This window comes from Sphingomonas sp. DC1600-2 (genome assembly GCF_049897605.1).
Classification (GTDB): domain Bacteria; phylum Pseudomonadota; class Alphaproteobacteria; order Sphingomonadales; family Sphingomonadaceae; genus Sphingomonas.
In genome coordinates this window covers 246,729-273,053 of the sequence record NZ_JAFCWO010000002.1, presented here as the reverse complement: position 1 = coordinate 273,053, position 26,325 = coordinate 246,729, and the positions used below count along the sequence as shown (strand labels likewise).

The window sequence follows — 26,325 nt, the reverse complement described above, 5'->3', positions numbered from 1 at the left end:
TTCATTCGCCCCTTCGACACGAACAGACAAGCGCGATAGGGAGCGTGGATGACCAGCGCCTCGACCCGCCGCATCCTGCTCGCCAGCCTGATCGGCACCTCGGTCGAATTCTACGATTTTTATATTTACGCGACCGCCGCCGCCTTGGTGTTCGGCCCGCTCTTCTTCCCGGCGGGCGATCCGGCGGTGCAGTTGCTGGCCTCTTACGCGAGCTTCGGCCTCGCCTTCTTCGCCCGGCCGTTGGGGGCGGCGGTGTTTGGGCATTTCGGCGACCGTTTGGGGCGCAAGTCGACGCTGGTCGCCTCGCTGATGCTGATGGGCGGCTCGACCGTCGCGATCGCCTTCCTTCCGACTTATGCGCAAATCGGCTGGGTCGCCCCGTCGCTCTTGTGCCTGTTGCGCTTTGGGCAGGGGCTCGGGCTCGGCGGCGAATGGGGCGGGGCGTCGCTGCTTGCGGTCGAGAATGCGCCCAAGGGCCAGGAAAATCGCTGGGGGATGTTTCCGCCGCTCGGCGCGCCGGTTGGGTTCATCGCCGCCAATGGTTTCTTCCTGCTGCTGGGGGCGACGCTGACCGACCAACAGTTCCGTGATTGGGGCTGGCGGGTGCCGTTTCTGGCGAGCGCGGTGCTGGTGCTGCTTGGTCTGTGGGTGCGCTTGAAGCTGACCGAGACGCCTGCCTTCCGCGAAGCCGCTGCGCACGATGCCTTGCCCAAAGTCCCGATCGCCGAGTTGTTCCGCCTGCATCTGCGCGCGACGGTGGCGGGCACGGTCGGCGTGGTTGCCTGTTTTGCGCTCTTCTATCTGACGACGGCGTTTGCGCTCAGCTACGGCACTACGACGCTTGGCCATGGGCGGCAGGCGTTTCTGGGGCTGGAACTCGGTGCGATCCTGTTCCTAGCTGCGGGCGTGATCGTCTCCTGCACCTTGGCCGACCGGTTCGGTGCGACCGCAATGCTGCGCTGGGGGTTTGTCGGCTGCGTCGCCTCGGGCTTGCTGATGGGAACGATGCTGGGGTCTGCGTCCTTGTGGGTGGTGTTCGCGTGGCTGGCGCTGTCGCTGTTCGCGATGGGCTTTGCCTATGGCCCGCTCGGCGGCTGGCTGCCGTCGTTGTTCGACGCCGGGGTACGCTATACCGGCGTGTCGATCACCTTCAATCTCGGCGGAATCCTGGGTGGCGCGCTTGCCCCGATCGCGGCGCAGGCCCTGGCCGCGCGGGGTGGGCTGGGGCTGGTCGGGGCTTATCTGGTGGCGGCGGGCGTGCTGAGCCTTGGCGGCCTGGCCTTGCTCAAGCGACGCTGATCCGCGCGCGCTTGCAACGTTCGGAGCAGTAAACGACGCTGTCCCAATCGCGCGCCCACTTTTTCCGCCATGCAAACGGGCGCTGACAGACCGGGCAAGTCTTTTCGGGCAGATTGGCCTTGGCGACGCCGTTCGGCACTTAGGCCGCTCGATTCAGAAATGCGCGCACGTCCGCCAGATCGACCGATTTGTCGAGGAAAGTGCCGCCAATCCCGCGTGCGAGCAGGAAGGGCAGCGTCCCCGCATCCATCTTCTTGTCGTGCAGCATGTGCGCGACCAGCGTTTCGCCATTGGCGGTGATCCCCGCCGCCGCCGTGCCATCGGGCAGCCCGATCGCGCGGAGGTGCGCTGCGACGCGATCGGCATCGATTTGTGGAGCAAGCCCGCGCGCCGCCGAATAGCCGAAGGCGAGCGCCATTCCGGCCGCGACGCCTTCGCCGTGGAGCAGCCGGTCGGAAAAGCCCGCTTCGGCTTCCAGCGCATGCCCAAAGGTGTGGCCGAGGTTGAGCAGGGCGCGCGCGCCGGTCGTCTCGCGTTCGTCCTCGGCGACGATCCGCGCCTTGGCCGCGACCGAATGCGCAATGGCATAAAGCCGCGCGTCGGCATCGCCTGCGATCAGCGCGGCGGCATGGGTTTCGCACCAGGCGAAGAAGTCGGGATCATCGATCAGGCCGTATTTCACGACCTCGGCATAGCCCGCGCGGACATGGCGCTCGGACAGCGTGTCGAGCACATTGGGGTCGATCAACACCAGAGCGGGCTGATGGAACGCGCCGATCAGGTTCTTGCCGGCCCTGGAATTGATCGCGGTTTTGCCACCCACCGACGAATCGACTTGTGCGAGCAGGGTCGTCGGGATCTGCACGAAGCCGCAACCGCGCTTGAGGATGCTGCACGCAAAACCGACGAGATCGCCAATCACCCCGCCGCCCAGCGCCACGACATGGTCGCCGCGTTCCACGCCAAGATCGAGCAAGCGGTCGGTCAGCTGCTCCAGCATCGCCCAGCTCTTGGTCGATTCGCCCGGCGGCAGCACGATCGCCTCGCTGGCTACGCCTGCCGCAGTCAGCGCGGCCTGCACGGTCGCCAAATGCGGCAGGACGTTCTCATCGGTGACGATCGCCATCCGCCGCCCGCGCGACAGCGGCGCGAGCCAGTCGACAGCGCGGCCGAGCAGCCCGGCCTCGATGATGATATCGTAACTGCGCGCGCCCAGCGCAACGGGAATGGTCGTCATGGTTGGTTGAGCGCTTTCAGGATGGCGTTGACGGTTGCGTCGTGCGGCGCGCGGTGGCTGGAGACGCGGAGATGCGCGGTCGCGTAGAACGGGTTGCGGACGCGCGCCAGTTCTTCGAGCACGGCAAGCGGATCGCGCCCGCGCAGCAGCGGGCGCGTGTCGCGGCGCGAGACGCGCTCGACCAGCACTGAGGGCTTGGCATCGAGCCACACCGCAAAACCCCGGTCGAGGATCGCGGCGCGCGTCTGCGGGTCCACGAACGCGCCGCCGCCGGTGGCGATCACTCGTCGTTCGCCTTCCATCAGCCGCGCGATCACCCGGCGTTCGCCATCGCGAAAATAGGCTTCGCCGAAGCGATCGAAAATATCGGGGATCGACATGCCGGCGGCCGTTTCGATCTCGGTATCGGCGTCGACGAAGGGCAGGCCGAGGCGCATCGCCAGGCGGCGGCCAACGGTGGATTTGCCAGCCCCCATCAGCCCAACCAGCACGATCGGCTGGCCGGTCCATTTCGGCGATTGGGGTGGGGTGGGGGCTGGGCTTTGCAACATCGAAGCGAGGGCTATACAGCGCACGGGCGTCTCGGGCAAAAGGCCTTGCGGGCGCAGCCCAAATTGTTCTGTTACAGGTCTTGGCCCATGTCCCGCTCGCTCGTAATCCTCCTCGTCATCGTGGTCGTATTGGTGGGTGTCCTGTTCGGACTCTCCTCGATCGCGCGCGAAAAGCCGCTGAAGCATGTCGAAAAGGCCGTCCCGCTTGCGAATCTCCAAAAGTAGCGGTGTGTCCGGCGCGACCGCGCGCAAGCTGACCATCGCGCTGCGCGTCGGCACCGCTCTCGCGGCGGTGCTGGCAATACCGGCGCTGGGGCAGCAACGCCCCGAATCGATCCTGCCGCCCGGCTTTGGCGATCCTACGCCCGCGCCTTCTCCGGCGGCGGCGCGGCCCAAGCCGGTCCAGCAGGCCCCCGCGCAACCGAGCCAAGCGGCTACACCGCCGCTCGCACAGACTCCAGCGGCCGCGTCGGCAGGGTTTTCAGCGCCCGACGCGACCCCGACGACTGTGCCGAGCCCCGCCGCCACGCCTCCCGCGCCGACCGACTTTGCCGCCTTCGTGCGCGCCGACATGCCATCGTTCGCGCGCCGGTCGCTGGCGCGCGTCGGTGTCGCGGGTCCGCCTGAGGGCGCGATGGGGCCGAACGCCTTTGGCCGCGCCGACGGCCGCTTCCTTGAAGTGCTGATGCAACGGTTGAACACCCCGGTCGCGTCGCGCTGGGTGTCGATTGCGCTGCGCCGCGCGCTGATGGCGCGGGTCGATACCCCGCGCGGCGTGAACGGTGCGGATTTCGCGGCGGAACGATCGTGGTTGCTGACGCGTATGGGCGAATCCGTGGCCGCGCGGGCGATGGCACAAGCCGTCGATACCGAGGATTATACGCCCAAGATGTTCGAGGCGGCGATGCAGGCCGCGCTGGCGACGGGAGACGCGGCAGCGTTATGCCCGGCGGCCGAGGCCGGGGCGGAGCTTGGCCAGGAACGCGGCTGGATCATGGCGCGGGCGATTTGCGCGGGGCTGTCTGGCACGCCCGCGCGGGCGCAACCGTTGCTGGCGCAGGCGCGAAAGGCCGGAATTGCCGGTGGCGTCGACTTTTTGCTGGCGCAAAAGGTCGCGGGTGCCGGTCAAAGCGGACGCCAGGCGGTGACGATCGAGTGGGACAGCGTCGATCACCTGACCGCCTGGCGATACGGCATGGCCACTGCCACCGGGGTCGAGATCCCCGAGTCGCTGCTGGCAACCGCATCGCCTGCCGTGCAGGGCTGGCGGGCTTTGTCCCCGACGCTGGACCCGCGGGTGCGCGCCGCCGTGGCCGAGCTGGCCGCAGCGCGTGGCATTCTGTCGAGCGCGGCGCTGGTCGATCTCTATAGCGCGATCGATGCGGGAGACGATCAGACGGGTGCCGAGGTCGGGATCGCGCGCGATCTGCGCGCGGCCTATGAGGGGCCGGACGCCAAGGCGCGCGCCGATGCGCTGGTGCGGTTGTGGGATGAACCCAAGACCGCCGAAGGCCGCTATGCCCGGCTGGTGCTGACTGCCGGGGCTGCCGCGCGCATTCCGACGACACTGGAGCAGCCCGATATCGATCGACTGGTCGCCGCGATGCTGAGCGCCGGGCTGGATGTTCCGGCACTGCGCTGGCGTGATAAAGCGGGACGCGGCAGCAATGCCTGGGCGATGCTGACGCTGGTCGATCCGGCAATGCCCTCGCTGAATTATGGCGACGTCAGCGCCTATTCCGGGGCGAACGATGCCGAGGGGTTGAAGCGCCGGATGTTCTTTGCCGCAATGGCGGGGCTAGGGCGGATGTCGGGTGCCGAAGTCGAGCGTGGCGCGCAAGGGCTGGGGTTGCGAATAACGCAGGAGAATAGCTGGACGCGCTCGATCGCCAAGGCGGCGCGCGATCATGAGCCCGGCACGGTGGTGCTGCTCGCGGCGATCGGTATGCAGACGCGGCAGTGGCATGGCGTCTCGCCCGAGGCGATCTATCACATCACGGCCGCACTGCACGCGGTCGGCATGTCGGGCGAGGCGCGGATGATCGCCGTCGAGGCGATCTCGCGGCTTTGACCGAGCGCCCCAGCGCGCCCGATTCGCCGCGCGAGGATCGCGCGTTGATCGATCGCTTTCTCGAGATGCTGGCGGCGGAAGCCGGGGCGGCAAAGAACACGATCGCCGCCTATCGCAGCGATCTGGCGCTCGCATCGGATGTGCTTGGCGGGCGGCTGAGCAGCGCCACGCCTGACGACCTTGCCCGGCTGGGTGGCGAATGGCTCGCCCTGTCCAAGGCGAGCGTAGCGCGCAAATCGGCGGCGCTGCGGCGTTTTTTCGCGTTTCTGGCGGATGAGGGGTTGCGGGCGGACGATCCCGGCGCTGCCTTGCCGCGCCCGGGTGCATCGCGCGGTTTGCCCAAGGTGCTCGACCATGCCGATATCGACCGTCTGTTCGCCACGATCGCCGAGCGGATCGCGCGCGTCCCCGCCGACCCCAACGACCTGCGCATGGCGGCGTTGGTCGAGCTATTGTACGGATCGGGGCTGCGCGCGACCGAATTGGTATCGCTCCCGCGCCGCGCTATTGCGCCCGACCGGCCCTATCTGATCCTGCGCGGCAAGGGCGACAAGGAGCGGCTGGTGCCGCTGTCGGATCGCGCGCGCGCAGCCGTTGCGGTCTGGCGGCTGCAGGTGCCCGAGGACAGCGTGTGGCTGTTCCCCTCGGGCAAGGGGCACTTGAGCCGCATTCGCCTCTACCAGATCCTGAAAGCGCTGGCGGCGGAGGCCGGGATTCCCCCCGATCGCGTCAGCCCGCACGTGCTGCGCCATGCCTTTGCCACGCATTTGCTGGCGGGCGGAGCCGATCTCCGCGCGCTGCAGGCGATGCTCGGCCATGCCGATATTGTGACCACCGAAATCTATACGCATGTCGATGCCAGCCGCCTGGTCGAGCTGGTCAATGCGCGTCATCCGCTCGCCGAAGCTACGGCACGCGTTGACGCAAGGAAGCGCGGGGCTTAACCGGCCCGACTTATGGCAACTTTCCTCGATTTCGAAAAACCGATCGCCGAGCTGCAAGCGCGGATCGACGAATTGCGCGAGACCGCAGCCGAAGGCACGGTCGACATCGACGCGGAGGTCGCGCGGCTGCAGGCGAAGTCCGACAAGTTGCTGCGCGACACCTATGCCAAATTGACGCCCTGGCAGAAGACCCAGGTCGCGCGCCACGGCGAACGTCCGCACTTCAAACATTATGTAGCGGGGCTATTTCAGGATTTCCTGCCGCTGGCGGGCGACCGTGCGTTTGGCGACGACCAGGCGATCCTCGGCGGTTTTGCTACCCTGCGCGGGCGGCGCGTACTGGTGATCGGCCATGAAAAGGGCGACGATACCGCCAGTCGGCTGCGCCACAATTTCGGCATGGGCAAGCCCGAGGGCTATCGCAAGGCGATTCGCCTGATGCAATTGGCCGATCGTTTCGGCCTGCCGGTGGTAACTTTGGTCGATACCTCGGGCGCGTTTCCGGGTGTGCAGGCCGAGGAACGTGGCCAGGCCGAAGCGATCGCGCGGTCGACCGAAATGTGCCTGTCGCTTGGCGTGCCGATGGTGGCGGCGGTGGTGGGCGAGGGTGGCTCGGGCGGCGCAATCGCGCTGGCGGCTGGCAATACGGTGTTGATGTTCGAACACGCCGTCTATTCGGTAATTTCGCCCGAAGGCTGTGCGTCGATCCTGTGGCGCACGGCGGACAAAGCCGCCGATGCCGCCGAGGCGATGAAAGTCACTGCGCAGGACCTGAAGGGTCTCGGGGTCATCGATACGATCGTGCCCGAGCCGTTGGGCGGTGCGCAACGCAACCCGGGCGCGGCCATCGCGGCGCTGGGCAATGCGATCGACGCGGCCTTGTCGAACCTTGATGGCCAGAGCCCCGCCGAGCTGCGCCGGTCCCGACGTGCAAAATTTCTGGCGATGGGCCGACTTTAACGCGGGCGCGATCGCGGCCGCCAGGGTTGATATTCGGTCGTGAGGCAAATGAAAGGGCGACGGAACCGTAGTTCCGCCGCCCTGGCATATTAGAGGAGTTCGTAAGAGTCTTACGAAGCCTTCATGTTGGTCGTGACGTTGGTGAAGGTCTTGTTCAGTTGCGTGCCCAGACCCTGCATCGCGGCGATCGCGGCGACGGCAATGAGTGCTGCGATCAGGCCGTATTCGATGGCGGTCGCGCCCTTGGAATTCTTGATGAAATTGCGGATGGTCTTCATGATTGCGGTCTCCGTTGGTGAAAGCTTCAGTACCCGGTCGGGCCGGAAAAACCGGACCAACGCTGCCGAGTCTAGGGAGGCAGAGTTGAAAAAGGTTTAAGCCCGACGGAACTTTGTCGGGCGGGCGACTCTAAACGCCAGCGGTGGCCGCCGAGACCTTGGTGCTGACGTTGCCCCACATGGTGGTGGTGGAATTGGCGAGCTGGGTTAGCGCGGTGACCATCGCAATCACGATCAGCGCGACAATAAGACCATATTCGACTGCTGTGGCACCGCGGCGATCTCCCAGGAGCTTTTTCAGCGTGTCGAGGATCATAGGAGTTCGAGGCCACCGAAACAGCTGCTGGTTCCCGATCTCTAAAACAGGTGGGTTACGATATGCCTAACAATCTCATTACATCGGAGCGGCGCTCGTGATGCTGGTCGTGGCCGCCGCCCTGGTGGACGGTGCGGGGCGGGTGCTTGTGCAGCGCCGACCACCGGGAAAAGCATTGGCGGGCTTGTGGGAGTTTCCCGGCGGCAAGGTGGAAGCCGGTGAAACGCCCGAGGCGGCGTTGGTGCGCGAGCTGGAGGAGGAACTGGGCGTCGTGGTCGCGCCGACCGCGCTCGCGCCGCTCACCTTCGCCAGCGCACCGCTTGCCGACCGGCATTTGCTGCTCTTGCTCTACGTGTGTCGGGTTTGGACAGGCGAGCCGCAGGCGCTCGACGCGACGGCGATCGCGTGGCACGCCCCCGCCGACCTGCGGGGGCTGGAGATGCCCCCGGCCGATTTGCCATTTATCCCGGCCCTGGAGACTGCGTTAGCGCGGGGCTAGGCTTGCCCGCAGTCCAAGCCAGATGGCGGGGCCGGGCATCCATCGCCCCACAACCCTTTCGGCAACCAGCACGGCTATAAGGGTCAGGCCGAACAAGGGCAGGTATAAGGCCAGGGCGAGGATGGCGATGGCCAGTCCCGCCCCAAGGCGCGGGCGGGACAGCGCGATCGGCGCGCCCAGGCCAACATGCCGTCGTCGCCACCACATCACCACGCCCGACCCCGCCAGCACCACCAGCAACAGCGCGGTAACGGTGCCAAGTAGTTGATTTGCTAGGCCGAACAGCGCGCCCTCGTGCCCTGCAACACCGTAGCCGATCGTTTGATCGATCCAGTGGCGCTGCGCAAAGCCTTCGCGACTGATGACGGTGCCCGTGCGACCGTCAATCTTCACCGTGCTACGTAATGGTCGGTTCGCCGCGTCGGACGCTGCCGTCCAGGGGTCGCCCGGCCGCATCGGCGGCGCGATCAGCACCGGTGGTGCCACCGCGAGCGGTCGCACCACTCCGATGACGCGCGCGAGTTCGCCCGACACGATTGGCGCGCGCGGCATCGCCATGCCGCCATGTCCGGCATGGTCTCCCGACATCGCTTCGGCCTGCGGTGGCTTGCCGCCGATCGTCCAGTCGACCGGCCCGCGCGCGGTGCCGGTAAGTTGTCGGATTTCGGTGAGATAGCTGCCCCATCCCTTGGCCCAGGGCAGCCCGGTCACGATCAGCGCGAGCGCGAACAGAGACACCCAAATACCTGAAACGGCGTGAAGATCACGCCAGAACACCCGACGTCCGCCCAGCAGGCGGGGATACAGCACCCCCGCCAAACCCGATCGCCCGCGCGGCCACCACAGATACAGGCCGGTCAGCAACATCACGATCGTCCAGCAGGCGGCGATCTCCACCAGATAACTGCCGAACGCACCCGCCAGCAATTCGCCGTGCAGATGGAAGATCAGCCGCATCGGCCGCTGCTCCTCGCTGACGACGCTGAGGACAGCGAGTGAACGCGGATCGACATAGGCGCGTTGATCCTGATGGTCCTTGGTGACGAGGATATTCACGGCCTCGTCCGGTTGCTCGGGCAGCACATATTTGTGCAGCGTCGATCCCGGCACCGCGCGGAGGGCTGCGGCGACCTGCGCATCGGGCGACGCCGTCCGCCCGGTGGTCGGCAGGTGCGAATAGGGCTGGTCCAGCCACGCCTCGATCTGCGGTTTCCACAGATAGATCGTGCCGGTCAGCGCCAGCCAGATCACAAAGGGAACGCAAAACACACCGGCATAGAAATGCCAGCGCCAGACGGCGTTATAGCTGAGTTGCGGGCGGGCGGGAGTGGCCATCACATCCTCCTCAGAACCGGCCCTTCAGGCCGACATAGACGGTGCGCGGCTGGCCCGCATACACCGATCCGGTGGTGCCCATCAGCACCGAGGCGGGGTTTTGTGCCCCCGTAGGGCTCAGGCTGTCCGAGATGATCGACGCCGATCCGACATAGGTCTTGTCGGCCAGATTTTGCACCGATGCGTAGAAGGACAGACGCGACCACCAGCCCGACGCTGCGGGGGGATCGTAATGCAGGTTGAGATTGATCAGCGTGTAGCCCGGAATGCGCAACAGATTGGCATTGTCGATGAAATAGCGCGAGCGGTAGGTCACCTCGGCAAAGCCGCCCAACCCGGCAAAGACACCGTGCGGCTGGTCATAGCCCAGTCGCCCATTGGCGAAGGTCGGGATCACCCCCGGAATGCGGTTGTCGGCGCGGTCGAACGCGGCGGACACCGCCCCCGAGGTCAGCCGCTCGACATAGCTGGTATAGCGTTGGTCGTTATAGCTGTAGGTCGCCTGGACGTAGCCGCCGGGCAGGAGCGCGGGCAGGGGCTTCCAGTTGACGCCGACCTCCACCCCGCGATGGATCGAACGCGGGACGTTGGTGGTGTAGGACAACAGATTGACGCCCGCCGACTGGCTGACCTGTTCGTTGCGGAACCACTCATAATAACCCGCTACTTCGGCCTTGAGAGTGTCGCCGAGCGACAGCTCCGCGCCAACGTCGACGCCGGTGCTGGTCTGCGTCTTGAGGTCGATATTGTTGCCGGCGACGCCTGCCGTCGTCACGAACAGCTGGCCCGACTGCGGAATGCCGTAGGCCGTGCCGACACGGGTGTGGAGCCGCAGGGCGGGAAGTGCCTGCCACACCAGCGACGCCTCAGGCGCGACATTGTCGAAATCGCGAATCGCCGGGATGTTGTTGAGCGTCGGATTGGCACCGACGGGATAGGTGTAGTTGGTCTGGCGCATGTCGATCTTCGAATGCTCATAACCAATGCCAAGGATGAGCTGCAGATCCTTGGCCAGCGCCAATTCCTCGCGGGCGCGAACCCCCATATTGCGCACACCACCGAACACCGTTTGCGTCGTCGCGCCAATGCCGTTGCGGCCTGCAGGCGTCTTGTTGAAGGAGTAATTCTGCCCGTCGAGATAGTTGTAGAAGATCCCGATAAAGCTCAGCGCATCCATGCCCAATATCTGGCTGTGCGCGGTGACGTCGGAGCTCAGATTGTAGCTGTTGAGCGTGCCGCGAAACGGCGTGGCGCTGGTCGGCTGAAACACCACACGGCTGTCGAAAGTCGCTTGCGTGCGCCAGGTCGTGCCAGCGGAAAAGTCATGCTCATAGCGCGCACCGACAATGGTCCGGCGGTCGTTGCGCGCGAGATCGCCCTCGCTCGCCGTCTGGGCGATGCGGGTGCCGTTGATGCCATTTGCCAGCACCGAGATCGTGCCGCAGCCTGCGGCGGCGGTCGCCGCCTGATCGCATCCTTGCTGGTACGGATTGGCGAGATATTGGTTGAAGGACAGCCGCGTGGACAGGCGGAACTCGCCTTCATTGTAAATCACCTTGCCGGTGACGCGGTCGCGATCCGACAGGGCAAAGGTCGCCAGCGCGTTGATCGTGCCGGTCTGGTAGCCGGTATGGCCGGTCGCACCATCCGCGCGGGCAAAGCTGCCGAACACCGCATATTCATAGCCGGGTCCAGCATGGCCCAGCGTGGCGTACGTGTTGAGATAGCCATAGCTGCCGCCATCGACTCCGGCCTCGACGCCTTGCAGGTCGCGTCCACGCCGCGTGCGGAAGTTGATCGCCCCTTCGACGGCATAATTGCCATAGCGCGCCGAGGACGGGCCGCGCACGACGTCGACCGCGCCATAAGCATGCGGGTCGGTCAGATCGAACCGGGCGAGGCCGTCGGGCTGGGTGACGGGAAAATCATCCTCGAACACCTGGATGTTACGCGCGCCAAAGCTGTTGCGGGCGTTCGAACCGCGGATCGAGACGCCAACGTCGCGTGGGCCATTGCCGCCAATGACGGTGACGCCGGGGGAGAGTTTGACGATGTCGGCGATGGTCGTCGCGGGCGTGTTGCGGAACGCGGCGTTGGTGATGGTGGTGTCGGTCTGGCCCGCGACCTTGGTCGTCAGCGTCAACGCGCGCCCGGTGACGATGATGTCGTCGGGGGATGTCGATGCGGTGCCCGCTCGATTCGGCTGGCTTTCCGGGGTCTTTGCGGGCGTGTCGAGGCGCTGCAGTTCGGCGTCGATCGCCGCGCGTTGGCGCAGCAATTCCTGGCGTCGCGTGTCGGTGCCGGTCTGAGCGGACGCCGACGCAGCGGCAAGCGCGGCGATCGACGCCGCGAGAAACGTTGATGGAAGGCGCACGAAAAAATCCCCTGTAAACGCTGGTAGCGGGCGCGCGGCGGTGGGCCATGCACGTCCGTCGCGACGGCGCTTGCTCAGCGCGTCGCGGCTCTATCGATCGTCACAGGGTGGCAGGTGGTCCGCGCAGCGGGGGACGGAGATGCAGGCGCAGGCCGACCAGCGGCGGCGCGATCCGGCGCGAGACGAGCGCCATCACAAAAGCGATGGCGAGTGCGAGCAGGATCGGGTCGGTCGCCGCAACCGAATGCGCGTTCAGGCCGGCAAAGGCGCAGGGCTGATCGGCTTTCTCGCCGTCCTTTTGATGCTTTTGCGATACTGAGTGGTCCATGCCGGGCATTGCCATCGCCATCGTCTTCATCGGGCCCATGCCCGAGCAGATCGCAATGCGAATCGTACCCTGCGACGTGTCCAGCATGTACCCGCTGGGCACGACGACTTTCAGCAGCAGCGCAAACGCCAGCAGCCAGGCCGCAAGGACGCGATGTTGCTGGATATGATCGCGGAACGGTTGCACGATCGACGCTTTATGGCGCGCTGTTCGCTATGTCACGCGGGCAAAATGTCTCTATCGCGGCCTGTTGGAAATCCGCTGCACCAGGACCGCTGCGTGCGTCGCTGGAAGCTGTTGTGGAGGCCCGACCGGGAATCGAACCCGGGTGCAAGGATTTGCAGTCCTCTGCGTCACCACTCCGCCATCGGGCCGAAGAGCGGCGCAGATGCAAGCGTCCGCGCCCGCTGTCAACCACGCGCTTGCAAAAATGCCGATACGCGTCGCTTGGCGAACCCGGTTCGCCACGATAGAGGTGAGCACTCTCAACTAGTGTATTGCACAGCTACAACAGTTGTGCAAAACCGGGTGTCCGACAAGGGTGGCACGATGAATTTGAATACGCACGATTCGGATATGCTCGCGATGCGCCATGCAATGGTGGCAAGCCAGCTTCGTACCAATGCCGTCAGCGATGCGCGCGTCGTCGCGGCGATGGACTCGGTCCCGCGCGAGGCATTCCTGCCGAGCGAGGTGGCGGCGCTCGCGTATCGCGATACCGCCGTACCGCTGGGGCACGGCCGCGCGCAGAACGTGCCGATCGCCACCGGGCGCTTGCTGACCCAGGCGGAATTGCTCCCCACCGACCGCGTGCTGCTGATCGGTGCGGCGGGCGGCTATACCGCTGCGGTGCTTGCAGAATTGGTGGCGTCGGTCGTCGCGGTCGAATGCGATCCGGCGCTCGCCACCCATGCCCGCGCCGCGCTGGCCGGGATTGCGAATGTCACGCTGGTCGAAGGGCCGCTGGAAAACGGCCATGCCGCTGGCGCGCCCTATGACGTGCTGGTGATCGATGGCGCGGTCGAAGGCGTGTCCGATGCCCTGGTCGAGCAAGTCGCGATTGGCGGGCGTGCGGTGGCCGGGATCGTCGATCGCGGCGTAACCCGCCTCGCCGCCGGTCGGCGCAGCTCGGGCGGCTTCGGCCTGCTCGCCTTTGCCGACATTGAATGCGTGCCGCTTCCCGGCTTTGCGCAGCCGCGCACTTTCACGTTCTAAGCAGAAAAGACCCGCGACCCATGCGATCGATACACCTACTGGCTGGCGTTGCGCTGCTCGGGCTTGCGGCAACCCCGCTTTCTGCGGAGACGCTGCGCGAGGCGCTGGTCAAGGCGTATAACACCAACCCGACGCTCGCCGCGCAGCGCGCCAATGTGCGCTCAAACGACGAAAATGTGCCGATCGCGCGGTCGCAGGCGCTTCCTGCCGTCACCTTGCAAAGCGCCTATACCGAAAACGTCGTCAAATCCTCGAACAGCTTCGTGTCGCCGGACCGTAGCGGCACGGCGAGCGCGACTTTGTCGGTGCCGCTCTATGCGGGTGGCGCGGTGCGCAACAGCGTGCGGGCTGCGCAAACCAGGGTCGAAGGCGGCCAGTTGAGCTTGCGCGGGACCGAGTCCGATTTGTTCACCACGGTCGTGGGGGCCTATATGGACGTGATCCGCGATGAAGCGATCGTCGGCCTCAATACCCAGAATGTGAAGGTGCTTGAGGTCAATCTGCAGGCCAGCCGTGACCGGTTTCAGGTGGGGGATCTTACCCGGACCGACGTCGCGCAGTCTGAAGCCCGTCTCGCCATCGCTCGCGGGCAGCTTGAAACGGCGCAGGCGCGGCTGATTTCCAGCCGGGAAAGTTATATCCGCTTCGTCGGCACTGCGCCCGACGCGCTTGAGCCGCCACCGGCGCTTCCCAATCTTCCCGCCGATCCCGATACTGCGGTGGACGTGGCGTTGAAGGACAATCCGACGCTGTTGGCGGCCGCCAAAGCGAGCGAAGCCGCAGGGTATGACATTGGCGTAGCGCGCTCGAATCGCTTGCCCAAGGTCAGCGTCAACGTCGGTGGCAATTATTACAATTATCTCGGATCGCTCGGGTCAGGCACCGGCGTAGCGATTGGCCAGACGGGCACATCCTCGACCGTCGGTCTGGGGCTGACGTTGCCGCTGTACCAGGGCGGACGCCCTGCCGCGCAGATCCGGCAGGCGCAGGATGCGCGCTTGCAGGCGATCGAGCGCGTTACCGAGACCGAGCGTGGCGTCATCTCGCAAGCGCGGTCGGCTTATGCTGTCTGGAAGTCCTCGCTCGAGGTGATTACGTCGAGCGAAGTGGCGGTCAACGCCAACAAATTGTCGCTGGAAGGTGTGCGCGCCGAAAACAGCGTCGGCAACCGCACCATTCTGGATATTCTGAATGCCGAGCAGGAATTGCTCAACTCGCAGGTCACCTTGGTGACGGCGCGGCGTGATGCCTATGTCGCGGGCTTTGCACTGCTGGCGGCGATGGGGCGGGCCGAGGCGCGCAGTCTTGGCCTTGACGGCGGCCCGCTCTACGATCCGGTGGCGCATTATAAGAGCGTGCGCGGCCGGATTTCGGACTTTTCGTCGGATCCCGATCCCGCAGTTACCGGCACGCGGACCAACGCGACTCGCCCGCAAGACGCCAAGGTCACCCGCCCGCTCGATCCGATTCTGGACGCGCCAGTTGACAGAAGTGCTCCAATTACCGCAGGTGAAGCAACGAAGAACCGCTAACCGGCGGATCGACGCACTTTTCAGGGGTTGTCGATGGGGGATTTGAGCGCGGAGCCATCGATGGAGGACATCCTCTCATCGATCAAGCGGATCATCGCGGAAGAGAATGACGCGGCCCCGGCGCGTGCCAAGCGACCGGCGCGTGCTTTGCCCGCGCGATCCGAGCCAACCCCTTTTAGTGACGACGAAATTCTCGAGTTGAGCCAACCGGCCCCCGAGCTCGACCGCCGTCCTCAGCCCGAGAATTACCCACAATCGGCGCGGATCGCCCGGGCCGTGACCAGGGAGGAACTCGTGCCGGAGCCAGCCCCCGAACCCGTTCGCGCGCCGCCGCCCGTCGCGGCAAAGCCGGTGCCTGAAACGCCCGCGCCCGAGTCGATTGTTTCACCGCGCACCGCCGAAGCCTCGCGCGGGCCGCTGGATGTGCTGTCGCGGCTGGTGGTCAAGCCCGAGGTCAGCGGATCGGACACGTTGGAAGGCATGGTTCGCGATATGCTGCGCCCGATGTTGCGCGACTGGCTCGATGCCAATCTGCCCGCGATCGTCGAGACGATGGTGGCCAAGGAAATCGACCGCATTACCGGCAAATAAGCCGTCCGGCGGTGATTGCAGCGGCCGCGCGGTTCTGCTGTAACCTGCGTTCATGAAAACACTGCTTGCTGCGACCGCTTTGACGGCCGCTTTCGTTGCCGCGCCTGCGGTCGCCCGCCAACTGACGATCGACGATGTGTCCACGCTGTCGCGCGTCTCCGCTCCAGCCGTTTCGCCCGATGGGCATTGGCTGGTGTGGCAGCAGCGCGAGACCGACCTGACCATCGATGGCGGTCGCTTCGATCTGTGGCGGCTCGATTTGACGCGCAAAGGTGCCGCCCCGGAAAAACTGATCGCCGAGGCCGACGTCAACGAGACTGCGCCGCAATTCTCGCATGACGGCAAGACCGTGTATTTCCAGTCCGACAAGGGCGGCGAGGATGCGGTCTGGTCGATCGGCATCGCGGGTGGCGCGCCGCTGCAGCTGACCCATTTCAAGGGCGGGATGGGCGGCTTCAAGGTCTCGCCGCAGGACGACAAATTGCTGATATGGGCCGATCGCTTGCCGGGCGCGCCCAGCCTCGAACCGGCGATGATCAAGCGGGATGCCAATGCCGGCAATGGTCGCACTTATGACCAGATGTTCGTGCGGCATTGGGCGAGCTGGGCCGATGGCACGCGCTCGCAACTGTTCGTCCTGCCGCTGACGGCAGCGGGCGCGACGGGCAACGGCTTACCGATCGAAGGCAAGCTGGTTGGGGACGCCCCGTCCAAGCCGTTTGGCGGCGGCGAGGAAGTGTCGTGGAGCGCGGATGGCAAGATCGTGTATTTCGCGTTGCGCGAGGCCGGTCGGATCGAGCCGCTGTCGACCAATCTCGATATTTTCGCGGCACCTGCGGATGGGTCGGCTGCGCCGGTCAATCTTACCGATGCCAATGACGGGATGGACAATCTCCCGACCACGTCACCCGACGGCAAGTATCTCGCGTGGTTCGCGATGAAGCGGCCGGGCTATGAGGCTGATCGGCAAGTGCTGATGCTGCGGGACCTGAAGAGCGGCGCAGTGCGCGCGCTGACCGAAGGCTGGGATCGCTCGGTGGCCTCGATCGCGTGGAGCCCCGACAGCAAGACGATTTTCGTCACCGCCGAGGATACGCAGGAAACGCCGATCTGGTCGGTCTCGCCCGTAACCGGCGCGGTCGCGCGGCTGACCGGGGCGGGCAGTGTCTCGGCCGTGGTGCCGACGCCAACCGGCGTGGTGTATGCGATGAATTCGCTGACCGCGCCCGACGATTTCTACCGCCTGACCGGCAAGAGTTCGGTACGGCTGACCTCGGTCAATGCCGCCAAGCTGGCCGATGTCGAGATGCCGAGCGTCACCAAGTTCAGCTTCGCCGGGGCCAATAACGATACGGTCTGGGGCTATGCGGTGAAGCCTGCGGGCAGCACCGGCAAGGTGCCGATCGCGTTCATGGTGCATGGCGGGCCCCAAGGGTCGAGCAACAATAGCTGGTCGTATCGTTGGAATCCGGCGGTGTTTGCGGGCGCTGGCTATGGCCTGGTCGCGGTCGATTTCCATGGCTCGACCGGCTACGGGCAGGGCTTCACCGATGCGATCCGCAACAATTGGGGCGGCTGGCCGCTGGAGGATCTGAAAGCCGGGCTGAAGGCCGCGACCGACAAGTTTGCGTGGCTCGACGCGGACAATGCCTGTGCGCTGGGGGCCTCTTATGGCGGCTATATGATGAACTGGATCGAGGGCAACTGGCCCGATCGCTTCAAGTGCATCGTGCAGCATGACGGCGTGTTCGATGCCCGCGCCATGGCGTACGAAACCGAAGAACTGTGGTTCGACGAATGGGAACATGGCGGCCATCCATATTATGAGGATCCTGCCGCGTTCGAGAAGTGGAACCCGGTGAACCATGTGACCGCATGGAAAACGCCGCAGCTCGTCATCACCAGCGAAGGCGATTACCGCATTCCCTATACGCAGGGCATCGCCGCGTTCACGGCGCTCCAGCGGCGCGACATTCCCTCGCGGCTGGTGGTGTTCCCGGGCGGCAGCCATTGGGTGCTGAAGCCGCGCGAGAGCCGCCAATGGTATAAGCAGGTGCTCGGGTGGATGAACACATGGACCGCCCCTGCCGCCGTGCAACCGCCGCTGGTAGGGAAATCTGGCAAGACCGGCGGCTGACACGCTCGCTTGAGAATCCGGTCCCCGGGTGGCGTCCCGGGGCCGGAAACAGGCTCAGCCGAAAGGCGTCGGCAACGCCCGTTAGTCTTGCGGGGCGAGGACCGGCACGTCGGCGTGCTGCGCAGCGTGCGATTGCGGCGCGAGCCTGTTTCGGTCGAGTACGTCCAGATAGGCCAGCAGGCCGTCTTCGGCCTCGGTAAAGCGGCCATTGCGATTGCTGGGTTGGCCAGCCGACGCCCCGCCTTTTTCGACGAACCGGCTGCCCCATTTGTCGGCAAGATGCAGAACGTCCTCGATCCGAAACGACCCGTCGTTCACCACAATGGAGGGGAAGGGGAGGCGATAGGCGGGCCCGCTGCGGATTGCTGCAGCCACGGCCACTTGGCTCATATCCGCTGCGAGCGGCGAATCGAACACGGCACCGCGCACCGACCGCAGATAGCTGCGCGGCGAAAGCTGCGCCCACCACGCGATGGCGAGACATGCGACCCCGCGCGCGAGGATGACGACAGGCGCATCGCCGCGCGAAAAGGTCGCGTCGAGCTGCACCGCCCAGCGGCCATTGTGGAATTTCGAAAGGTCGAGCTCGACCCGGGCGACCGGGCTCGAGGTCGGCGAATCCCCGCGTACCGATACCAGGATCGGCAGCGGAGTGTCGGTCAGCACGTCGGTAACAAAGACCATGACTGCTCTCCCATCAACTTTTGGTGGTCGCTTGCGACTCGTCAGAGATCGAGTCGGATTTCGCTTCCACGCATCAAAAGCTATTCCTACTACGGTACTAGGCAATAGAGCTGCGCCAGACCGTATGCCGGTCGCGCCAGATCGATAGTCTGTCCTGAAGTCCGGGCAATTGGACGCAGGGAAATCTATCGGGGCGCTAAGCTCTGCTATATCGCCGCAGCGGATGCAGCCTTTCAGGACATTGCACGACACGGGAGATGGATGTGAACCGCGCAGGCTCGAGGAGTGACAGAAATGGCATCGGCCCCCGGGGGCGGGCGTGATTGCGCATGTCGCGATCGTCGGCGGCGGCTTCTCGGGGTCGCTCGCCGCAATCAACGTGCTGCGCCATGATGGACCGCGTGCGACCCTGATCGACCAGCAAGCGGATGCAGGCGTTGGCCTTGCTTATGGCGCGGCGCACCCATCGCATCTGCTCAACGTGCGAGCGTCCAACATGAGCGCGTTTCCCGACGATCCGGGCCATTTCGTGCGTTGGCTGGCGAGTCGTGGACACGCGGCGGCGGGGCAAAGCTTTGTGCCGCGCTTGGTTTACGGCACCTATCTGCGCGAACTGCTCGATCGCGTCGCCGCGGATTTTCCCGGCCGCTTGCGGATCGTGCGCGGCGAGGCGGTCGACGTGACAGAGCATCGCGGCGTGCGCGTCCTGCTGGCCGATGGTGCCTCGGTCGAGGCCGATGCCGCTGTGCTGGCGGTGGGCAATTTGCCACCGCATACGCCGGTCGAGCTGGTGGCGGAATCGCTTGGACCCGGCTGCTATGTCGGCGATTGCTGGAGTGCGGAGGCGACCGAGGGCTTGCACGACGATGATACGGTGCTGATCCTCGGCACCGGGCTGACGATGGTCGATGTCGTGTTGCTGCTGGAGGCAAAGGGGTTTGCGGGGCGGATTATCGCGCTGTCGCGGCGAGGATTGTTACCGCACGCCCATGCTGCACCGGCTGGCGCGTGGACTGCGATTGCGGAGCGGCCGTCGACGGTTCTCTCCCATCTGGTGCGAGCCCTCCGCAGGCGCAGCGCGGCCATCGGCTGGCGCAGCGCGATCGACGAGTTGCGCCCATTCACCCAGGATATGTGGCGCGCCGCCACCGCTGCGGAGCGCGCACGGTTCATTCGCCACGCGCGCCCGTGGTGGGACATTCACCGCCACCGTTTGGCCCCCGAAGTGGCCGACCGCATCGCCGCCTTGCGGTCAAGCGGGCGGCTTGAAATCGTCGCTGGCAAGATCGGTCTCGCCGCGACATGCGCCGACGGTGTTGCGGTCGAGTGGCGACCTCGCGGAGAGGACGCGCGACGGACCCGCATCGTTCAACGGATCATCAATTGCACAGGCCCGCAAGGCGATCTCGGTCGGACCAGCGCGCCGATGCTCGGCGCTTTGGTGGCGCGGGGCGTCATTCGCCCCGATACCGCGCGGCTCGGGATCGATGTGGATGAGCAGATGCGGGTGATCGGTCGTGATGGCATGGCCAACCGTCGCCTGTTCGCGCTCGGGCCGATGACGCGCGGCGCGTTCTGGGAAATCGTCGCGGTGCCCGACATTCGCGGGCAGGCGTGGACCTTGGCCCGCCGCCTCTCCAACGCGCATTGGGTGGCGGAAGGGCTGTAGCGGTGGAGCGCCGGGGCCGTAGCTATCGTGCGTCTGAGGCGGCGCGCAGCGAATTGCCGACCACGGAGAAGAAGGCGCGGCTTTCTGGGGAGTGATCGACATCCCATTCGGGATGCCATTGCACCGCCAGCACCTCGGCCCCGCACGGTTGCGCGCGGATCGCCTCGATCAGGCCATCATCGGCGGCGACCGCCTCCACCGTCAGTCCGCTGCCAAGCCGATCGATGCCCTGTTCGTGGACCGAGTTAACCGACATCCGCTGACGCCCGGTCGCGAAAGCGAGCAGACCGCCGTCGTTCAGCTCGACATCGTGGCGGTGGCCGAACAGCGTGTCGAAGCACCCGTCCCAGGACCCGCGATGATGCCGTCCCCTGCACGAATCGGTCGACAGCGTGCCGCCGAACAGAACGTTGATCTCCTGCAAACCACGACAAATGCCGAACACGGGCTTGCCGGCTTCGATCATCCGTCCGGCCAAGGCGAGCGCGACCTCGTCGCGTTCGCGGTCGATGTGCTGGCCTTCGGGAAGTGCGGCACCGCCATAGCGTTCCGGCGCGACGTTGGAGCGCGATCCCGTCAACAATACGCCGTCGAGCAGGCTGGTGAGCACGGCGATATCGACGGCATCGCGCACCGCCGGCACCAGCATCACCGTGCTGTCCGAAAAGCGCGCAAGGGGGGCGACAAAGCGGGTGGCGACGGTCTGCACCGGCCGCCCCAGTGTTTCGTTGCAGCACAGCACGCCGATGACGGGGCGTTTCGCCACCGTCATGCCGATTGCCCGAGCAACGTCTCGCGCAAGTCCAGCCCCGCTTTGCGATCCAGCCGGAGCGCCTCCGGCTGAACGAGCACGCTGTCCTCGGGCACATCCGAAAGTAGCCAGACATTGCCGCCAATGGTCGATCGCGCGCCGATCGTCACCCGGCCCAAAATGGTGGCACCGGCGTAGATGACGACATCGTCCCCGATGATCGGGTGGCGGGCATGGCGGTGGCGCACGTCGTCGCGGGTCGCCCCGACCGGGCTGCGCGCGCCGAGCGTGACATGCTGATACAGCCGCACCCGCGCGCCGATGATCGCCGTCTCGCCGATCACGACGCCGGTGCCGTGATCGATGAAGAAGCGCGGGCCGATCTGCGCACCAGGGTGGATATCGATGCCGGTGCGTTCGTTGGCGATTTCCGAAATGAGCCGCGCAACGATGGGGGCACCCAGATTGTTCAGTTCGTGTGCGATGCGGTGGTGCAGGCTGGCGATCGCGCCGGGATAGCAGACCAGGATCTCGTCCACGCTGCGCGCTGCCGGATCGCCGAGAAACGCCGCTTCGACATCGCTGTCGATCAAGCGCCGGATGTCGCCGAGCGTGGCCGTGAACAGCCGCACGATGGTGGTGGCATGGTCGGCCTCGAAGACCCCGGCCTCGCACTGCCAATAGCCGAGTTCATGGCCGATCTCACGCTCGAGATCGGTTATCGCGGCCAGCAGCTTGGCGACAACGAAAGTGTCCTCCTCCGCTACGGGGCCGCGGAAATGGCCGAGGCGACGCGGATACAACGCTGCGGCAAGCAGGGACAGCACCCGCTCCAGCGCCGCGCGCGACGGGAAACTTTCCACATCGCGTGCCTCGTCCTGCCGTGACCGCCATTCCTCGCGCGCCTCGCGCAGATCGGCGATTGCGTCGCCAACGGTGCGCGGGGGAATCGGTGCGATATCGTTGTCGGTGCGTAAATCGGTCACGGGGCCTCCTTTGTGGAGGATATCCTATCGATCCAGTCGGAAATAATAGAAATGCTTCTGCCCGCGCAAGCGCGGGTTTGCGCGCGACATTGCCGTCCGTGTTGAGATTGTACAATCCGCCGATGACTAACCGTATTACGCCATATATCCAGCGCGACCTTCGCCTCCCCAGGGACGGAGCCGCGCTCGACTTTATTGCATGGCCGAAAGGCCATGCCGATCAGATGCATGCGAGTCTCCTTTCTGAACGGTATTGGATTGATATGACCTCAGCCGATCCCTGGAGCCCGTCCAGCTTTACGCCGCCAAACCGCGATATTGCGGAGCCCGCCAGCGACGGTCCGTCGGATACCACGTTCACACGCCGTTTGTTCGGCCGTATCGCCGAGAGCGCTGCCCTCGCAGACGCGCTGGCGCGGGTTTGCGGCAGCGGCGCAGCAGAAGGGATTTTGCTTTCGGGGGTGTCCGGCGTCGGAAAGTCGGCGTTGGTACGCCGCTTCCGGATGCTCATGGCGGCATCGCCACATCGTTTCACCACCGGAAAATGTGACCAGTTACATCACAACGCGCCGTTTGCGCCGATTGCCCAGGCTTTGCATGGCCTGACGCATGCGTTGCTCGGCGAAAGCGACGCGACGTTGCAGAACCTACGCGCGCGCCTCCTTCCGCAATTGGGGAACGACACGCGATTGGTGGTCGATCTTGTTCCGGATATGGAGATCGTTCTCGGGACGGCGGGTGCGAGAACAGATATGTCGCCCGCGCTTGCGAAAATTCGGCTGCATCAGGCGCTGCTGGCAACCATCGGTGCGCTCGCCACGCGAGAGGCACCGTTGATTCTGTTCCTGGACGATATTCAGTGGGCGGACCCGTTCTCGCTGGAAATGTTGGTCAGCCTCGCCAGGACGCCACCGCAAAACACCCTCGTCATTCTAGCCTATCGCGAAGACGAAGCGCATTTGCATCTGAAGCCGTCCGGGTTTCTGGACGCCATCAAATCGCATGCGCTCCCCGTTACTGAAATCGCGTTGGCACCGCTGCACGCCGCAGCCATCGTGGAAATGCTCGAATCCACCTTTGGCGGAATCACGCGCGATGTCGACGCGCTCGGGCGCGCCGTCCATGCGCGAACCGGAGGCAATCCGTTCTTCGTCCAGCAAGTGTTAAGTGCCCTGCGCGATGCGGGCGTCATCCGATACGATGCTGCCCGACGCTGTTGGACCTGGACGGGGGAAGGCCTCGAATCCTCGGTGCAGACAGGCAATGTCGTCGACTTTACCGGAAGCCGCGTCGAGCGCTTGCCCGAGGAACAGCGCGCGGTGCTCCAGGCGCTTGCTTTGATCGGCACTCGCGCCGATGGCAGCTTGCTTGCCGCGTTTCTCCGCGTGGATCTTGACCGCCTTACGCACCGGGCGCAGCCGCTCGTCGAAGGCGGTTTTCTCCATCGGGATGCGACACGATATGCGTTCGCGCATGACCGCATCATGGAGGTCGCGATTGCGTTGACGCCGGAAGCCGAGCGACCGGTACGTCATGTCGAGCTCGCCCGGCTGCTGCTGCGTTTGCGTGGCACCGCCTCAGTCAGCGACTTTGACATTGCCGACCATGTGGTTGCGGCGATGGCAAGCGAGATTCCGTCCACCGACAGACCGCTCTTCGCGCGGACCCTGCTCGACGCGGCGGCGCGCGCTCTCCAAACGGCAGCCGTGGACCAGGTCACACGGTATATTGAAGGGGCAAATGCCCTATTTTCCGAAGCGTGGTGGGAAAGCCATTATCGGTTGGCGTTCGAAATCAACTTTCGCAGAGCCGAGAACCTTTTGCAGATTGGTGCTGTAGAGCGGGCCGAGCACGGGATCGACGCGTTACTGATCCATGCGGCAGAACCTATCGACAGGGCCCAGGCCTACCGCCTGAAGGCCGTTACCCGGACGCTGCATTCCGATTATGACGGTGCGATCGCAGCGGGGCTGGCAGGGCTCGCTCTGCTCGGCGTCGATCTCCATCGTTTTCCCTCACGCGAGGAGTGCGACGCCGCCTATGAGCGAGTCCGCGCGGCTTTGGGCGATACCCCGATCGCGAGCCTGGCGGATCTGCCCAAAACCGATGACCCCGCGATCGAGGCGATCATGGGGCTGTTGTCGACGATGGTGGCGGCAATTTTTTCAGATGACGGCCTGCGCTTCATCCACCTTGCCAAGATTGCCGAACTGACGCTGGCGCATGGCGCGACTGCGGGATCGTCCTATGGACTCGCCTGGTTCGGGGTGTTCGTTTGCGATTTCTATGGGCAATATGCCGATGGCCTGGAATATGCCCTGGCCGCGCTCGCGCTGGTCGATCGGCATGGCTTCGAGACGCAGCGGACGGGTACTCTCGTCGCGCTGGATCAGCTCAGCCCGTGGACGCAACCCTTCTCTTGCGCGATCCTCCGCATTCGCGAAGCGATTGCGGCTGGGTATGCCGCGGGCGATCTTGGCATGACATGTTACGCGCGCAACCACCTTGTGTCGGACCTGTTGATGATGGGGGCACCGCTTTCCCTGGTCGACGAGGAGGCGGAGCGCGGCCTGGATTTGACTCGCCGTATCGCATTTCGCGACATCGAGCTGCTGATCGGCGCGCAACAGGGGCTGGTGCGTGAGCTTAGCAACGGTCACGCGATGGTACCTTTCGAATCCGCGGGCGAGATCACTTCGGCGTCGACTCGCTTCTGGGTTCGCCTGTACGCCGGGATCGCCGCCTATCTTTTCGAAGATTACGCGCGTGCCGAATGGGTGCTCAAGGACGCAGAGCCGCTGGCTTGGGCGCTGCCGGCCAATATCGACCTGACCTATTTCGCGTTATTCTCGGCCCTGAGCATCGCACAGCGCGCCGAAGATGGAGCCGAAGATGGAGATGCGTTGGGTCAGATGGCGATCCACCGCGCCAAGCTGGAGACATGGACCCGGCTCAACCCGCAGAATTTCGAGAACAAGCTCCTCATGGTCGACGCGGAGATGGCGCGATTGCGCGGCGAGGATCTTCAGGCGCTGCAGCTTTATGATCGCGCGGTCAAAGCGAGCGATGGCTTTGGTCATGAAAGAGCGATGGCGCATGAACTGGCGGCGCGACACTGCACGGCGATCGGGCTTGGCGTGACCGCTGCGTATCATGGCCGGGCGGCACGCACCGGCTATCTCGATTGGGGCGCTACCGCGAAAGCGGCACGCCTCGAAACCGATCACCCGGAATGGTTTGATCGGCAGCGGGTCGATCAGGACCGCGATCTGGATACGATCCTGGATCTCGCCGAGGCCTTTGCCCAGGAGCTTGCTACCGATCGATTGAACGCGATGGTCACGCGGATAATGATGGAACGCGCAGGCGCGCAGCGCGGCCTGCTGATGATCCTGCGGGATGGCGAACCCGTCATTGAATCGATGGGCGTTGCCACGCGCAATGGCATCGAGCTTGGCAGCGCCGTCGCGATTCCGACTGCCGAGCGCGTGGATCCGGCCGTCCTGCAGGCCGTGATGCGCACGCAAAAGCCCGCGATGACGGGGGATCGGGAAAAGGGGTATATTCTGTCGATCCCGTTGCTGCAGCGCAATCGGCTCTTGGGAATCGTGCATCTAGAGACATGCGCGGCGGAGATCTGCGCGCCGTCGGGCGTCGCGCTGATCGAGCGCATCGGCGCGGTGGCCAGTATCGCGCTCGACACCGCACACCGGCACGCGGAACTGATGGAGGAGGATGCGCGCCGATCGCAGACCGAAAATGCGTTGCGGGCCGCGCGGGCCGAATTGGCGCAGACGTCGCATCTTTCGCTGATGGGTGGGCTTGCCGCATCGATTGCTCATGAGATTGGCCAACCGCTTGCTTCGATCGTTTCGCATGCGGGCGCGAGCATCCGATGGTTGCGGCGGTCGGAGCCCAATATTCCGGAAGCGGTATCCGGGCTGGAGCAGATCAAGGACGGCGGGCTGCGCGCGGCCGACATCGTTCGCGGGCTTCGCGCGCTCGCCAAACAGGAGCCGGCTTCGCGCGAACCTGTAATCCTGAACGCCGTCGTGCGCGATGTCCTTGAGCTGACGGCGGCCGAAATAGACCAGCGCGGTGTCGCGCTCATCGCGCACCTGGACGGAATGGAAACGGTTGTGACCGGCGATTATGTCCAGTTGCAGCAAGTCGTGCTCAACCTGGTCATGAACGCGATCGACGCGATGGTTTCGATCCCCGAGGCCGACCGGATCCTGACGGTAACGACCGAGCGGAGCGAGGGCAAAGCGGTCGTTCGGATTGAGGATTCAGGCACCGGGATCTCCGCTGAGCATCTGACCCGGATTTTCACGCCGCTGTTCACCACCAAGGAGAAGGGGATGGGCATGGGGCTGGCGATTTGCAAATCCATTGTCGACGCCCATGGCGGTGGACTGGTGGCGACCCCTGCCGAAGAGCGCGGCACGGTCTTCACCTTCGGCTTGCCGATCGCCGAGACCGGCAGCGGGAGGTAGTCCCCGATTTTCTGGCAGAGGTGATTACGGTGCGGTCGCCTCGGGCTGCGGCCGACTTTACCTTACCGGCGT

Annotated in this window: 23 protein-coding genes and 1 tRNA gene; 12 read left to right on the top strand and 12 right to left on the bottom strand. The window is 65.2% G+C overall.

Features of this window, described 5'->3' with window-relative positions; genetic code table 11:
* Positions 1-48: 48 nt before the first annotated feature.
* Positions 49-1,299, top strand: a complete 1,251-nt coding sequence (locus ACP7BL_RS04710; protein WP_426257756.1) for an MFS transporter — start codon at positions 49-51, stop codon at positions 1,297-1,299.
* Here ACP7BL_RS04710 and ACP7BL_RS04705 read toward each other — a convergent pair.
* Genes ACP7BL_RS04705 through ACP7BL_RS04695 form a run of 3 tightly spaced genes read right to left on the bottom strand, consistent with a single transcriptional unit; the run spans position 1,286 to position 3,087 of the window.
* Positions 1,286-1,438, bottom strand: a complete 153-nt coding sequence (locus tag ACP7BL_RS04705) for a DUF2256 domain-containing protein (protein ID WP_426257755.1) — start codon at positions 1,436-1,438, stop codon at positions 1,286-1,288. The two genes, ACP7BL_RS04710 and ACP7BL_RS04705, sit on opposite strands and share 14 nt — an antisense overlap.
* The gene (gene aroB / locus ACP7BL_RS04700; protein WP_426257754.1) at positions 1,439-2,536 is read right to left on the bottom strand and encodes a 3-dehydroquinate synthase; all 1,098 of its coding nucleotides are present in this window, start codon (positions 2,534-2,536) and stop codon (positions 1,439-1,441) included.
* Positions 2,533-3,087, bottom strand: coding sequence for a shikimate kinase (locus tag ACP7BL_RS04695; RefSeq protein WP_052192154.1), 555 nt, complete (start codon positions 3,085-3,087; stop codon positions 2,533-2,535). The genes aroB and ACP7BL_RS04695 overlap by 4 nt, the downstream gene beginning before the upstream one ends.
* Positions 3,088-3,174: 87 nt before the next feature.
* On the opposite strand from ACP7BL_RS04695, the gene ACP7BL_RS04690 reads away from it, so the two are divergent.
* Genes ACP7BL_RS04690 through ACP7BL_RS04675 form a run of 4 tightly spaced genes read left to right on the top strand, consistent with a single transcriptional unit; the run spans position 3,175 to position 7,062 of the window.
* On the top strand, positions 3,175-3,312 hold the full coding sequence (locus ACP7BL_RS04690; RefSeq protein WP_171010473.1) for a hypothetical protein: 138 nt from the start codon (positions 3,175-3,177) through the stop codon (positions 3,310-3,312).
* A gap of 4 nt (positions 3,313-3,316) precedes the next feature.
* Positions 3,317-5,158 (top strand): hypothetical protein, encoded by a 1,842-nt coding sequence (locus tag ACP7BL_RS04685; protein WP_126849134.1) that lies wholly within the window; start codon positions 3,317-3,319, stop codon positions 5,156-5,158.
* Positions 5,155-6,102: a tyrosine-type recombinase/integrase gene (locus ACP7BL_RS04680; RefSeq protein WP_426257753.1), complete on the top strand. Its 948-nt coding sequence runs from the start codon at positions 5,155-5,157 to the stop codon at positions 6,100-6,102. Before ACP7BL_RS04685 ends, ACP7BL_RS04680 begins: the two co-directional genes overlap by 4 nt.
* Before the next feature lie 12 nt (positions 6,103-6,114).
* Entirely contained in the window at positions 6,115-7,062 is a 948-nt protein-coding gene (locus ACP7BL_RS04675; RefSeq protein ID WP_033963936.1) for an acetyl-CoA carboxylase carboxyltransferase subunit alpha, read from the top strand.
* A gap of 110 nt (positions 7,063-7,172) precedes the next feature.
* On the opposite strand, the gene ACP7BL_RS04670 is transcribed toward ACP7BL_RS04675, so the two are convergent.
* Positions 7,173-7,340 (bottom strand): Flp family type IVb pilin, encoded by a 168-nt coding sequence (locus ACP7BL_RS04670; protein ID WP_010403444.1) that lies wholly within the window; start codon positions 7,338-7,340, stop codon positions 7,173-7,175.
* A 130-nt stretch (positions 7,341-7,470) separates the two neighbouring features.
* On the bottom strand, positions 7,471-7,656 hold the full coding sequence (locus tag ACP7BL_RS04665) for a Flp family type IVb pilin (RefSeq protein WP_033963935.1): 186 nt from the start codon (positions 7,654-7,656) through the stop codon (positions 7,471-7,473).
* A 100-nt stretch (positions 7,657-7,756) separates the two neighbouring features.
* Between ACP7BL_RS04665 and ACP7BL_RS04660 the strand changes: the two genes are divergently transcribed.
* Positions 7,757-8,155 carry a (deoxy)nucleoside triphosphate pyrophosphohydrolase gene (locus tag ACP7BL_RS04660; RefSeq protein WP_126849144.1) on the top strand — a complete coding sequence of 133 codons (399 nt, stop codon included), beginning with the start codon at positions 7,757-7,759 and terminating at the stop codon, positions 8,153-8,155.
* Here the strand turns inward: ACP7BL_RS04660 and ACP7BL_RS04655 are convergent.
* The 4 genes from ACP7BL_RS04655 to ACP7BL_RS04640 form a co-directional block, all read right to left on the bottom strand.
* Positions 8,141-9,490, bottom strand: a complete 1,350-nt coding sequence (locus ACP7BL_RS04655) for a PepSY-associated TM helix domain-containing protein (protein WP_426257752.1) — start codon at positions 9,488-9,490, stop codon at positions 8,141-8,143. The two genes, ACP7BL_RS04660 and ACP7BL_RS04655, sit on opposite strands and share 15 nt — an antisense overlap.
* Positions 9,491-9,500: 10 nt before the next feature.
* Positions 9,501-11,864 (bottom strand): TonB-dependent receptor family protein, encoded by a 2,364-nt coding sequence (locus tag ACP7BL_RS04650; protein WP_426257751.1) that lies wholly within the window; start codon positions 11,862-11,864, stop codon positions 9,501-9,503.
* A 100-nt stretch (positions 11,865-11,964) separates the two neighbouring features.
* Positions 11,965-12,378 carry a DUF2946 family protein gene (locus tag ACP7BL_RS04645; protein WP_033963932.1) on the bottom strand — a complete coding sequence of 138 codons (414 nt, stop codon included), beginning with the start codon at positions 12,376-12,378 and terminating at the stop codon, positions 11,965-11,967.
* A gap of 114 nt (positions 12,379-12,492) precedes the next feature.
* Positions 12,493-12,566: transfer RNA gene (locus ACP7BL_RS04640), tRNA-Cys, on the bottom strand.
* Between the two features lie 175 nt (positions 12,567-12,741).
* On the opposite strand from ACP7BL_RS04640, the gene ACP7BL_RS04635 reads away from it, so the two are divergent.
* The 4 genes from ACP7BL_RS04635 to ACP7BL_RS04620 are packed head-to-tail and all read left to right on the top strand — an operon-like array spanning position 12,742 to position 17,667.
* Positions 12,742-13,407 carry a protein-L-isoaspartate O-methyltransferase family protein gene (locus tag ACP7BL_RS04635; RefSeq protein WP_426257750.1) on the top strand — a complete coding sequence of 222 codons (666 nt, stop codon included), beginning with the start codon at positions 12,742-12,744 and terminating at the stop codon, positions 13,405-13,407.
* 20 nt (positions 13,408-13,427) lie between these two features.
* Positions 13,428-14,939, top strand: a complete 1,512-nt coding sequence (locus ACP7BL_RS04630) for a TolC family outer membrane protein (RefSeq protein ID WP_426257749.1) — start codon at positions 13,428-13,430, stop codon at positions 14,937-14,939.
* 33 nt (positions 14,940-14,972) lie between these two features.
* Positions 14,973-15,530, top strand: a complete 558-nt coding sequence (locus ACP7BL_RS04625; RefSeq protein ID WP_249340817.1) for a DUF2497 domain-containing protein — start codon at positions 14,973-14,975, stop codon at positions 15,528-15,530.
* Positions 15,531-15,582: 52 nt separating this feature from the next.
* The gene (locus ACP7BL_RS04620) at positions 15,583-17,667 is read left to right on the top strand and encodes a prolyl oligopeptidase family serine peptidase (protein ID WP_426257748.1); all 2,085 of its coding nucleotides are present in this window, start codon (positions 15,583-15,585) and stop codon (positions 17,665-17,667) included.
* An 81-nt stretch (positions 17,668-17,748) separates the two neighbouring features.
* Here ACP7BL_RS04620 and ACP7BL_RS04615 read toward each other — a convergent pair whose 3' ends face one another.
* The gene (locus ACP7BL_RS04615; protein WP_426257747.1) at positions 17,749-18,351 is read right to left on the bottom strand and encodes an alpha/beta hydrolase; all 603 of its coding nucleotides are present in this window, start codon (positions 18,349-18,351) and stop codon (positions 17,749-17,751) included.
* Positions 18,352-18,670: 319 nt separating this feature from the next.
* Between ACP7BL_RS04615 and ACP7BL_RS04610 the strand changes: the two genes are divergently transcribed.
* Complete coding sequence (locus ACP7BL_RS04610; protein ID WP_426257746.1) at positions 18,671-20,020, top strand: FAD/NAD(P)-binding protein; 1,350 nt, start codon at positions 18,671-18,673, stop codon at positions 20,018-20,020.
* A 22-nt stretch (positions 20,021-20,042) separates the two neighbouring features.
* On the opposite strand, the gene ACP7BL_RS04605 is transcribed toward ACP7BL_RS04610, so the two are convergent.
* Both ACP7BL_RS04605 and epsC read right to left on the bottom strand, forming a co-directional pair.
* Positions 20,043-20,792 (bottom strand): gamma-glutamyl-gamma-aminobutyrate hydrolase family protein, encoded by a 750-nt coding sequence (locus ACP7BL_RS04605; RefSeq protein WP_341203225.1) that lies wholly within the window; start codon positions 20,790-20,792, stop codon positions 20,043-20,045.
* Entirely contained in the window at positions 20,789-21,757 is a 969-nt protein-coding gene (epsC, locus tag ACP7BL_RS04600) for a serine O-acetyltransferase EpsC (protein ID WP_126849142.1), read from the bottom strand. The genes ACP7BL_RS04605 and epsC overlap by 4 nt, the downstream gene beginning before the upstream one ends.
* Positions 21,758-22,020: 263 nt before the next feature.
* Here epsC and ACP7BL_RS04595 point away from each other — a divergent pair, with 263 nt between their 5' ends.
* Entirely contained in the window at positions 22,021-26,253 is a 4,233-nt protein-coding gene (locus tag ACP7BL_RS04595; RefSeq protein ID WP_426257745.1) for a trifunctional serine/threonine-protein kinase/ATP-binding protein/sensor histidine kinase, read from the top strand.
* Positions 26,254-26,325: the final 72 nt, after the last annotated feature.

What these genes read in the sequence shown, in the direction of transcription:
- ACP7BL_RS04635 (WP_426257750.1), top strand. Translation starts at nt 12,742, where the DNA reads ATGAATTTGAATACGCACGATTCGGATATGCTCGCGATGCGCCATGCA.
- ACP7BL_RS04695 (WP_052192154.1), bottom strand. Translation starts at nt 3,087, where the DNA reads ATGTTGCAAAGCCCAGCCCCCACCCCACCCCAATCGCCGAAATGGACC.
- ACP7BL_RS04660 (WP_126849144.1), top strand. Translation starts at nt 7,757, where the DNA reads ATGCTGGTCGTGGCCGCCGCCCTGGTGGACGGTGCGGGGCGGGTGCTT.
- ACP7BL_RS04675 (WP_033963936.1), top strand. Translation starts at nt 6,115, where the DNA reads ATGGCAACTTTCCTCGATTTCGAAAAACCGATCGCCGAGCTGCAAGCG.
- ACP7BL_RS04670 (WP_010403444.1), bottom strand. Translation starts at nt 7,340, where the DNA reads ATGAAGACCATCCGCAATTTCATCAAGAATTCCAAGGGCGCGACCGCC.
- ACP7BL_RS04615 (WP_426257747.1), bottom strand. Translation starts at nt 18,351, where the DNA reads ATGGTCTTTGTTACCGACGTGCTGACCGACACTCCGCTGCCGATCCTG.
- ACP7BL_RS04690 (WP_171010473.1), top strand. Translation starts at nt 3,175, where the DNA reads ATGTCCCGCTCGCTCGTAATCCTCCTCGTCATCGTGGTCGTATTGGTG.
- ACP7BL_RS04605 (WP_341203225.1), bottom strand. Translation starts at nt 20,792, where the DNA reads ATGACGGTGGCGAAACGCCCCGTCATCGGCGTGCTGTGCTGCAACGAA.
- ACP7BL_RS04620 (WP_426257748.1), top strand. Translation starts at nt 15,583, where the DNA reads ATGAAAACACTGCTTGCTGCGACCGCTTTGACGGCCGCTTTCGTTGCC.
- ACP7BL_RS04710 (WP_426257756.1), top strand. Translation starts at nt 49, where the DNA reads ATGACCAGCGCCTCGACCCGCCGCATCCTGCTCGCCAGCCTGATCGGC.
- ACP7BL_RS04655 (WP_426257752.1), bottom strand. Translation starts at nt 9,490, where the DNA reads ATGGCCACTCCCGCCCGCCCGCAACTCAGCTATAACGCCGTCTGGCGC.
- ACP7BL_RS04625 (WP_249340817.1), top strand. Translation starts at nt 14,973, where the DNA reads ATGGGGGATTTGAGCGCGGAGCCATCGATGGAGGACATCCTCTCATCG.
- ACP7BL_RS04665 (WP_033963935.1), bottom strand. Translation starts at nt 7,656, where the DNA reads ATGATCCTCGACACGCTGAAAAAGCTCCTGGGAGATCGCCGCGGTGCC.
- aroB (WP_426257754.1), bottom strand. Translation starts at nt 2,536, where the DNA reads ATGACGACCATTCCCGTTGCGCTGGGCGCGCGCAGTTACGATATCATC.
- ACP7BL_RS04595 (WP_426257745.1), top strand. Translation starts at nt 22,021, where the DNA reads ATGACCTCAGCCGATCCCTGGAGCCCGTCCAGCTTTACGCCGCCAAAC.
- ACP7BL_RS04630 (WP_426257749.1), top strand. Translation starts at nt 13,428, where the DNA reads ATGCGATCGATACACCTACTGGCTGGCGTTGCGCTGCTCGGGCTTGCG.